This is a genomic window from Allorhizocola rhizosphaerae, from assembly GCF_003426775.1.
Lineage (GTDB): Bacteria > Actinomycetota > Actinomycetes > Mycobacteriales > Micromonosporaceae > Allorhizocola > Allorhizocola rhizosphaerae.
Window position 1 is genome coordinate 1 of record NZ_QJUG01000315.1, and the last position, 7,711, is coordinate 7,711.

General features: G+C 69.3%; 10 protein-coding genes and 3 pseudogenes. 9 read left to right on the forward strand and 4 right to left on the reverse strand.

Translation table 11 applies throughout. The annotated features are described in order from the left end of the window. Both DM816_RS38360 and DM816_RS38365 read right to left on the reverse strand, forming a co-directional pair. The coding region (locus tag DM816_RS38360) for an ABC transporter permease (protein ID WP_425455331.1) at nt 1-910 on the reverse strand (910 nt) is incomplete at its 3' end. Then, nucleotides 907-1,806 carry an ABC transporter ATP-binding protein gene (locus DM816_RS38365; RefSeq protein ID WP_117215401.1) on the reverse strand — a complete coding sequence of 300 codons (900 nt, stop codon included), beginning with the start codon at nt 1,804-1,806 and terminating at the stop codon, nt 907-909. The genes DM816_RS38365 and DM816_RS38360, both read right to left, overlap by 4 nt. Before the next feature lie 93 nt (nt 1,807-1,899). Here DM816_RS38365 and DM816_RS38370 point away from each other — a divergent pair, with 93 nt between their 5' ends. Both DM816_RS38370 and DM816_RS38375 read left to right on the forward strand, forming a co-directional pair. Beyond that, nucleotides 1,900-2,385 carry a GbsR/MarR family transcriptional regulator gene (locus tag DM816_RS38370; RefSeq protein WP_117215402.1) on the forward strand — a complete coding sequence of 162 codons (486 nt, stop codon included), beginning with the start codon at nt 1,900-1,902 and terminating at the stop codon, nt 2,383-2,385. Then, nucleotides 2,355-3,113, forward strand: a complete 759-nt coding sequence (locus tag DM816_RS38375) for a putative protein N(5)-glutamine methyltransferase (RefSeq protein ID WP_246002606.1) — start codon at nt 2,355-2,357, stop codon at nt 3,111-3,113. The genes DM816_RS38370 and DM816_RS38375 overlap by 31 nt, the downstream gene beginning before the upstream one ends. On the opposite strand, the gene DM816_RS38380 is transcribed toward DM816_RS38375, so the two are convergent. After that, entirely contained in the window at nt 3,094-3,849 is a 756-nt protein-coding gene (locus DM816_RS38380; RefSeq protein ID WP_117215404.1) for an SAM-dependent methyltransferase, read from the reverse strand. The genes DM816_RS38375 and DM816_RS38380 overlap by 20 nt on opposite strands. Here DM816_RS38380 and DM816_RS44985 point away from each other — a divergent pair. Beyond that, a complete protein-coding gene (locus DM816_RS44985) occupies nt 3,822-4,025 on the forward strand; it encodes a hypothetical protein (RefSeq protein ID WP_246002608.1) in 204 nt (67 codons plus the stop codon). The genes DM816_RS38380 and DM816_RS44985 overlap by 28 nt on opposite strands. Here the strand turns inward: DM816_RS44985 and DM816_RS44990 are convergent. Next, a pseudogene (locus tag DM816_RS44990) lies at nt 3,935-4,645 on the reverse strand (serine hydrolase domain-containing protein); the annotation flags it as partial. The gene DM816_RS44985 and the pseudogene DM816_RS44990 overlap by 91 nt on opposite strands. Before the next feature lie 76 nt (nt 4,646-4,721). Between DM816_RS44990 and DM816_RS38395 the strand changes: the two are divergent. The 6 genes and pseudogenes from DM816_RS38395 to DM816_RS38420 all read left to right on the forward strand — a co-directional run. After that, on the forward strand, nt 4,722-5,255 hold the full coding sequence (locus tag DM816_RS38395; RefSeq protein WP_117215407.1) for a cysteine dioxygenase family protein: 534 nt from the start codon (nt 4,722-4,724) through the stop codon (nt 5,253-5,255). Further along, nucleotides 5,252-5,878, forward strand: coding sequence for an MPN domain-containing protein (locus DM816_RS38400; protein ID WP_117215408.1), 627 nt, complete (start codon nt 5,252-5,254; stop codon nt 5,876-5,878). Before DM816_RS38395 ends, DM816_RS38400 begins: the two co-directional genes overlap by 4 nt. A 1-nt stretch (nt 5,879) precedes the next feature. Next, nucleotides 5,880-6,161: a MoaD/ThiS family protein gene (locus DM816_RS38405; protein ID WP_117215409.1), complete on the forward strand. Its 282-nt coding sequence runs from the start codon at nt 5,880-5,882 to the stop codon at nt 6,159-6,161. After that, nucleotides 6,158-6,739: a sulfurtransferase gene (locus DM816_RS38410; RefSeq protein WP_117215410.1), complete on the forward strand. Its 582-nt coding sequence runs from the start codon at nt 6,158-6,160 to the stop codon at nt 6,737-6,739. Before DM816_RS38405 ends, DM816_RS38410 begins: the two co-directional genes overlap by 4 nt. Beyond that, a pseudogene (locus tag DM816_RS38415) lies at nt 6,736-7,407 on the forward strand (SDR family oxidoreductase). Before DM816_RS38410 ends, DM816_RS38415 begins: the two are co-directional and overlap by 4 nt. A 94-nt stretch (nt 7,408-7,501) precedes the next feature. Then, a pseudogene (locus DM816_RS38420) lies at nt 7,502-7,711 on the forward strand (hypothetical protein); the annotation flags it as partial.

The following is a 7,711-nucleotide window of genomic DNA, read 5'->3' on the forward strand; positions in this document are numbered from 1 at the left end:
CGACGACCCACGCGGTGAGCGCGCCGGAGTGCAGACGCCACGCGAGCGCCAGCGGCGAGCGCAGCCGGGGCGAGGCCTGCGCCGGGCCGAGCCGTGGCGGCAACAGTCCCGCGCCCACGTCGCGCCCGGCGGACAGGGCCATCGCCGCACCGCTGACAGCCACGGTGAACACGGCGGCCAGGCCGAACACCCACCACCGGTCATCGGTGTAGGCGTGCACCTCATAACTCCAGCCGAGCGGTGAAATCCACGACATCCAACGCAGACCACCGTCCACACCGGACACATCGGCCGCCGCGCGCAGGACGAACGCCACACCCACGACAGAGATGCCGATGCTGCGTGCCGCCCCGGCGCCCTCGGTCAGCTGCGCGCAGACGGCACCGATCGCGGCGAAGACGATGCCCGCGCACGCCCATGCCAGGCCCATGGCGACGGAGCCGCCGGCCGCCGCGCCCTGGCTCATCATGCCCAGCGCCACGAGCAAGCCGACGAGAAGGCTCGTGCCGCCGGTCGCGATCAGCGCGGCGGTGAGGTTGGCGTGCCGCCCGACCACGGTCGACCCGAGCAGCTCGCGCCGCCCGGCCTCCTCCTCGACCCGCGTGTGCCGGATGACCATCAGCAGACCGATCAGCGCCATGACGACCATGCCGTTGGCCATGCGCCAGAAGATGAGCGCGCCCAGGCTCGACTCGGCCGGCGTCACCCCGTAGAACATGATGAGCAGCGGGCTGCTGCCCAGACCGTCGATGTACCCGCGCCGCGCCTCATCGGTCGGGTAGAGGCTCACCGTGCCCGAGGCGGTCCCGAGCGGCAGCAGAGCCATGAACAGCACCCAGATGGGGATGAGCGCGCGATCGCGCCGCAGGATCAGCCGGACCAGCGAGCCGGTGCCGGTCAGCGAGTTCATCGTTTCCGCCCCGCCGTCTCGTAGTGCCGCAGGAACAGCTCCTCCAGGGTGGGTGGCTGGCTGGTGAGGCTGCGCACGCCGACGGCCGTCAGCCTGCGCAGCACACTGTCCAATTCGGATGAATCCACCTGCAGCCGGACGCGGTGGTCCTCGACGTGCAGGTCGTGCACTCCGGTGAGGTCGGCCAGCCCGTTGGGCGGGCCGGCCAGTTCGGCCGTGATCGCCGTCCGGGTCAGGTGGCGCAGCTGCGCCAGCGTGCCAGTCTCCACGATCCGGCCCTGCCGGATGATGCTCACCCGGTCGCACAGCGCCTCGACCTCGGACAGGATGTGACTCGACAACAGCACGGTGCGGCCGTTGCCACGTACCTCCTCGGTGATGACCTGGCGGAAGACCTCCTCCATCAGCGGGTCGAGGCCGGAGGTGGGCTCGTCGAGCAGCATGAGCTCCACGTCGGAGGCGAGCGCGGCGATGAGCCCGACCTTCTGGCGGTTGCCCTTGGAATAGGCGCGGCCCTTCTTGCGCGGGTCGAGGTCGAAGCGCTCCAGCAGCTCCTTGCGGCGCTTGGGGTTCAGGCCGCCGCGCAGCCGGCCGAGCAGGTCGATCACCTCGCCGCCGGAAAGGTTGGGCCACAGGGTGACGTCGCCGGGGACGTAGGCGAGGCGGCGGTGCAGCGCGACCGCGTCCCGCCAGGGGTCGCCGCCCAGCAGCGTGGCCGTGCCGCCGTCGGCGCGCAGCAGGCCGAGCAGGACCCGGATGGTGGTGGTCTTGCCCGCGCCGTTGGGGCCGAGGAAGCCGTGGACTTCCCCCCGCGTGACGGTCAGATCGAGGCCGTCGAGGGCGCGTGTCCGGCCGAAGTTCTTGATCAGGTCGGACACGGAAATGGCGTTTTCCATGCTTCGGACGGTACATTCGTTTCACAAACTTGTGAAAGTTCGGAAACGTTATTCTTGACGGGTTCTTGACGCGACGAGAGGAGGAACCGCTCCATGCCTCAGGTCCCGCAGCGCGATGAGACGGCCATGCGGCAGTTCGTGGAATACATGGGCCGGCTGCTGGCCGACTGGGGGCTGCCGCGCATGGCCGCGCGGGTGCTGTTCTGCCTCATGGCCGCCGAGGAGCGCTCGCTGACAGCGGGCGAGCTGGGCGAGCGGCTCGGTGCGAGCCCGGCCGCGATCTCCGGGGCCGTGCGCTACCTCACCCAGATCCAGATGGTGGTGCGCGAGCCCGTGCCCGGTTCGCGCCGCGACCTGTACCGGCTGGTCGACGATTCGTGGTACGAGGTGACCCTCGCGAAGATGACGCTGATCAAGACGATCGCGGACGCCGCCGACGAGGGCGTGGCGGCCGCGGGCGGGCCCGACACCGTGGCGGGTGCCCGACTGGCCAACATGCGAGACTTTTACCAATGGGTGCAGGACGAACTGCCGACGTTCATGGACCGGTGGGCCGAGCGCAAACGCCGGACGCGCTAGCGCGCGTCGCCGGCACGCTGCGCGCGGCCGGGTGCGTGTTCGCCGAGGACGAGGCCCAACTGCTGATCTCGTCCGCCGAGACCGTGGACGAGCTGGAGTGGATGGTCGCGCAGCGGGTGCGGGGCCTGCCGCTGGAACACATCGTGGGCTGGGTGTCGTTCTGCGGCTTACGTGTCGCCGTCGACCCGGGCGTGTTCGTGCCGCGCCAACGCACCGCGCTCGTGGTGCGCGAGGCACGGTCGTGTCCACACGCGACAGTCGTGGACCTGGGATGCGGGTCGGGTGCGGTGGGCCTGGCCATCGGCGCGAGCGAACTGTGGTCGGTCGACATCGACCCGGCTGCCGTGGCGTGCGCGCGGCGCAATCTTGACCCGCAGCGCGTGCTGCTAGGCGACCTGTACGAGCCGCTGCCGCACCACCTTCGCAGGCGTGTCGACGTGATCGTGGCCAACGCGCCTTACGTGCCAACGGATGCCATCGGGCTGATGCCGGCTGAGGCACGCCTGCACGAGCACCGCGTGGCCCTCGACGGCGGGGCCGATGGGCTCGACATCGTGCGCCGTGTGGTCGCGGGCGCGCCCGCGTGGCTCGCGCCGCACGGACACCTGCTGGTGGAGACGAGCAGGGATCAGGCGCCGGCCGTCCGCGACCACATGCGCCGCAACGGTTTCGAGCCGACCATCGTGACCGACGAGGACGCCACCGTGGTCAAGGCTTACGCCCGATAGCGCAGCAGAACCAGTCGCCTGCGTTTTCTGCAGCGGCTGAGCCCGGACGCTGCGCGCCGGGCTCAGCCGCGCAAGAGCACGGCTTCGCCTGAACAGAGTTAAACCCTGCGTTTTCCGCAGCGGCTGAGCCCGGACGCTGCGCGCCGGGCTCCACAGTGGACGGACGCCACTGGTGCAGGCTCACCACGCCCGGCTCCAGGATCTCCCACCCGTCGAACAGCTCCCGCACCTGCTCCGGCGTGCGGAAGGTCAGCTGCGACCGGGTCTGCGCGTACGTCTGGCTGATCTGCGCCGCCTCCGACGAGCGCGGCACCGGATGCGACAGGGCCAGGTGTCTGCCCGGCGCCACGGCGTCGCGGAAGGAGCGCAGGATCGCACCCGGCTCACCGTCGCCCGGCACGAACTGCAGCACGGCCACGCACAGGATGGCCACCGGCCGCGAAAGGTCGATCAGATCGTGCACCGCGTCGGACCCCAGGATGCCCGCGGCGTCACGGATGTCGCGGTTGACGAACGCCGTGTTCGGGTTGCCCCGCAACAGCTTTTCCGACTGCTCGACCACGAACGGGTCGCGGTCGACGTAAACCACGCGCGCTTTCGGGTTGACCCATTGGGCCACCTCGTGCACGTTGTCCTCGGTGGGCAGGCCAGAGCCGATGTCGATGAACTGGTCGATGCCCGCCTCCGCCGCCAGGGATGCTGAAACCGATGCCCCACGGGCGGGCCTGCGGCGGATACACCGACGACATGACCGAGCCCACCGCGCAGCCGCCGGTCTGGTCGGTCGTCATGGCGCGCACCGCGGCGGGGGACAGGATCGGCGACTTGCCCGTGAATGTGAGCCCGGAGCGGAGCAGGTCGCGCACTGTCGCGGCCACGCCGAGCGCCGGATGGGCGAGCTCACGCCAATAGCGGGAGTTGTACATGAGTCCCGCTGGAGCTCCGGTGACGTGTGCCAGGCGACCGTCCAACTCGGACGGCTGCGGGAAGTGCGTGTCGGGAAGGTCGCACAGCACGAGTTCTCGCATGAGCGAGGCGAATGAGCGGCCTGTTGCCGCCTCGGCCATTTTCGCCGCGAGCACATATCCGTGGTCGGTGTAGGCGAACGCGGTACCAGGTGAAGAAATCAATGGATGGTGATAGGCCTCCGCGACGAGCATCCACATCGGAGTGTGCATTCAGCAGGTCGCGCAGGCGGCCCGCGTGGTGCGGGCCAGCCCGGAGGTGTGGGTGAGCAGGTGCCGCAGCCTGATCGCGTCGCGGCCACCTTCGACGAACGACGGAAGCAGTGACCGCCCCGCCATGGACAGGGTCAGCTCACCGCGCTCGACCAACGCCATGACGGTCGCCGCCGTGTATACCGCGGAAATGCAGGCGAGCGGCCAGATCGTCGTCTCGCCGGCCGGTTTGCCGGCGGCCATCTCGCCGCAGTACCACTCGCCGACCGGCACGCCGCCCTTGGCCACGGCGAGCGCGCAACCGGGCATGTCACCGTCGGCGACGAACCGCTCCAGCCGTTCGCCGATGCTCATCTCTCCACTGGCTTCCTAGACGGGTTGCGTAACTTTTGGCACCTGGGAGCGTTTCAGTGCGGACTGGAGGGGATCCATGGTGACCCTCGAGAGCTTCATCGCGGAGCTTGACGCGGTCGTGCGCGGCGGCGATGACGCCGATGCGATAGTGAAGGCTGTCCAGCCGCTGCTCGCCGAGCTGCTCGCCGACCAGGCTTGGCTGCCCGACCTGCCGGTCGACGCGACCCTGCCGGTGGCGCACCTGCTGGGCAAGGGCGACGGCTGGTCGGTCGTGCTGGTGGCGTTCCCGGCCTATGCGACGACCCCCGTGCACGACCACCTCACCTGGGGGCTGGTCGGTGTCGTGTCGGGATGCGAGGTCGAGACGCCATACTCCTATGTGGACGGTGTGCTGCGCCCGCTGGAGCCGGTCCGCAACGAGCCCGGTGCCATTTCCCAGGTCATCCCGCCGGATCAGGAGATTCACAGCATCTTCAACCCGCTGAACCGCCCGTCGATATCGGTGCACGTCTACGGCGCGGATCTGGCCGACCTGCCGCGGCACTGGTATGACGTGTCGGCCAATCAGGTCCACGACTATCGCTCGGCGTATGCGGGGGAGGCATCGTGACCGTCGCGCTGATGGACTGGTGGATGCTGACCGATTTTATCGATGAAACCATTTGTCAGTACAGGTTGAGCCTCAAAACCCGCGACCTGGACACCGCGCAGCACCTGCCGCGCTCGTGGGGCCTGCTGCTGGGCCGGTTCACCGCAGACGCCTTCCGCGTGCAGGAGGTGCAGTTCGGCACGAACGTCCGCGAGACGTCCCCGCTGGTGTTGCAGGAGTTCGAGGACGTGATCGTCCCGTGCTTCGGGTCGGCCTACGCCAACGGCGGGCGCGGGTTCTGGTGCGACTCGGAAGATGTCTTGCGCATCACGCGCCACGCCGAGTCCAAAGGATTGGAGGTGCTCGGGTCCATACACTCCCATCCCGACTGGCACCACATCGACCCCGCACACGAGCGCGGCCAACGGCTGAGCCAGGAGCCGACGCCCATGGACGAATACCTGTACCGCAACACGGGCTGGCCGCTGAACCTCATCTGCTACGTGGAGAGCCGCGACAACGAAATCTTCCACACCCTGGGCGGGTGGAGCGCACCGTCCTACGTGGACGCCGAGGCACGCGCCCAGCCCATCACGATCCGGTACACACTCGCACGCCGGGCGCTCAAGGAAAGGACCCTGTGACATGGGAGCGGTGACGGTCAAGGTGCCCACATCGATGCGCCATCTGACGGGAGGGTCGGGGCAGGTGCCCGCCGACGGCGACACCCTGCGCGCCGTCATCGGCAAGCTGGAGGCCAACTATCCCGGGCTGGGCGCGAGGCTGGTGGACGAGTCCGGTGCGCTGCGCCGGTTCGTCAACGTCTACGTCGACGACATTGACGTGCGTTACGAGCAGAGTCTGGACACGCCCACCCCGGACGGGTCGACGCTGTGGGTCATCTCGGCCGTGGCGGGTGGGTCATGACTCTGGTTTCACACGAGTGGGTGCAGGCGCACCGGTTCGACGTGTCCGTGGTGTCGCCCGGCGAGGTGGGAGACCCGGACACCTCCCCGGTGTCGAACCGGACCGTCGTGCTGTTCAGCGGCGACGGCGACAACCTGCTTGCCGCGCACGCCTTCTGGCGCATGAAGCTGCACGGGCGCGACAACGTGCGGCTGCTCGGCGGCGGGCGGTGGACGCTTCCCGTCGACGGGCGGCTGCGGGAGTCGCGCGGGCTTTCCCTCAAGCCGTATAGGGCGTTTCGCGCGGACGTCTCCTCGGGCGGTGTGTCGGTTGTGGACGTTCGCACGCCGCAGGAGTTCGCCGAGGGGCACATCCCCGGCGCGGTGAACATCCCGTTGTCCGAGACCGTCAACGCCGACGGGACGTTCAAGCCGGCGCCCGCATTGGAGCGTCTGTTTGACGGGCTGCTCGACCGGCCCGTCATCGTCTATTGCCGCAGCGGTGTGCGGGCCGCGCACACCTGGTTTGCGTTGCACGAAATCGTTGGCGTGCAGGATGTGCGCAACTATGACGGGTCGTGGCTGGACTACACGTCATGAGTTCGCGCGTGGCGCTGGTCTCGGGCGGGTCGCGCGGCATCGTCGCCGCGATCGCGACCCGCCTGGAAAAGGACGGCCTCGCGGTGGTCGTCAGCCATTCCGGCGACGCGGACATCGCCGACCCGTTCGAGGTGCGCGAGCTGTTCGACCGGATCGGTGAGGTCGATGTGCTGGTGGCGTGCGCCGGGGCGCAGGCGCCGCGCTCGACCATCGGCGCGATGTCCGATGAGGACTACGCCAGGGTGGTCGGCGTCAACCTGACCGGCACCTTCCACCTGCTGCGCGAGGCGTCGCGGCGGTTGCGCGACGGCGGGGCGATCGTCACGCTGTCGAGCTCGGCGGTGGCGCACGGCGTCGCGGGGCAGGCGGTTTACAACGCGTGCAAGGCGGCGGTCGAGGTGCTCACCGCGCAGCTGGCCAAGGAGCTCGCCGGGCGGGACATCACGGTGAACGCGGTGGCGCCCGGACCGACCGCCACATCGCTGTTCCTGTAACGGACCAATGAGGACACGATTGCGGCGCTGACCCGGCAGACGCCGCTCGGCCGGGTTGGGCAGCCGGAGGACGTGGCCGACGTCGTGTCGTTTCTCGTCGGGTCGGGCGGGCGGTGGATCAACGGGCAGACCATCCGGGTGAACGGGGGACTGGGTGTGACGCTCGCTGCGTAATATCCGGGCTGTTCAATTTTGTGCAAGATGTTGCCGCACACCAATCCACGCTGTTCAATCCCAATCAAACTGTCTGCTCAGGACGGAGGGGGACATGAACGAGCGATGGCGTCAACGAGGTGCGGTCCTGCTGGCCGCGATCGGGCTGCTGGCCGTTCCCGGCATGGTGGTGCTGCCGCCCGCGGCGAGCGCGTCGGCGCAAACCGCGGCGGCCGCGGAGCCTTCCGTCCCAGCGGTACCGGTGCCGGCCGTCGCACGGCAGCCCGGCGCCGAAGACCGTGCGCAACCAGCCGGCCGCGCCGCG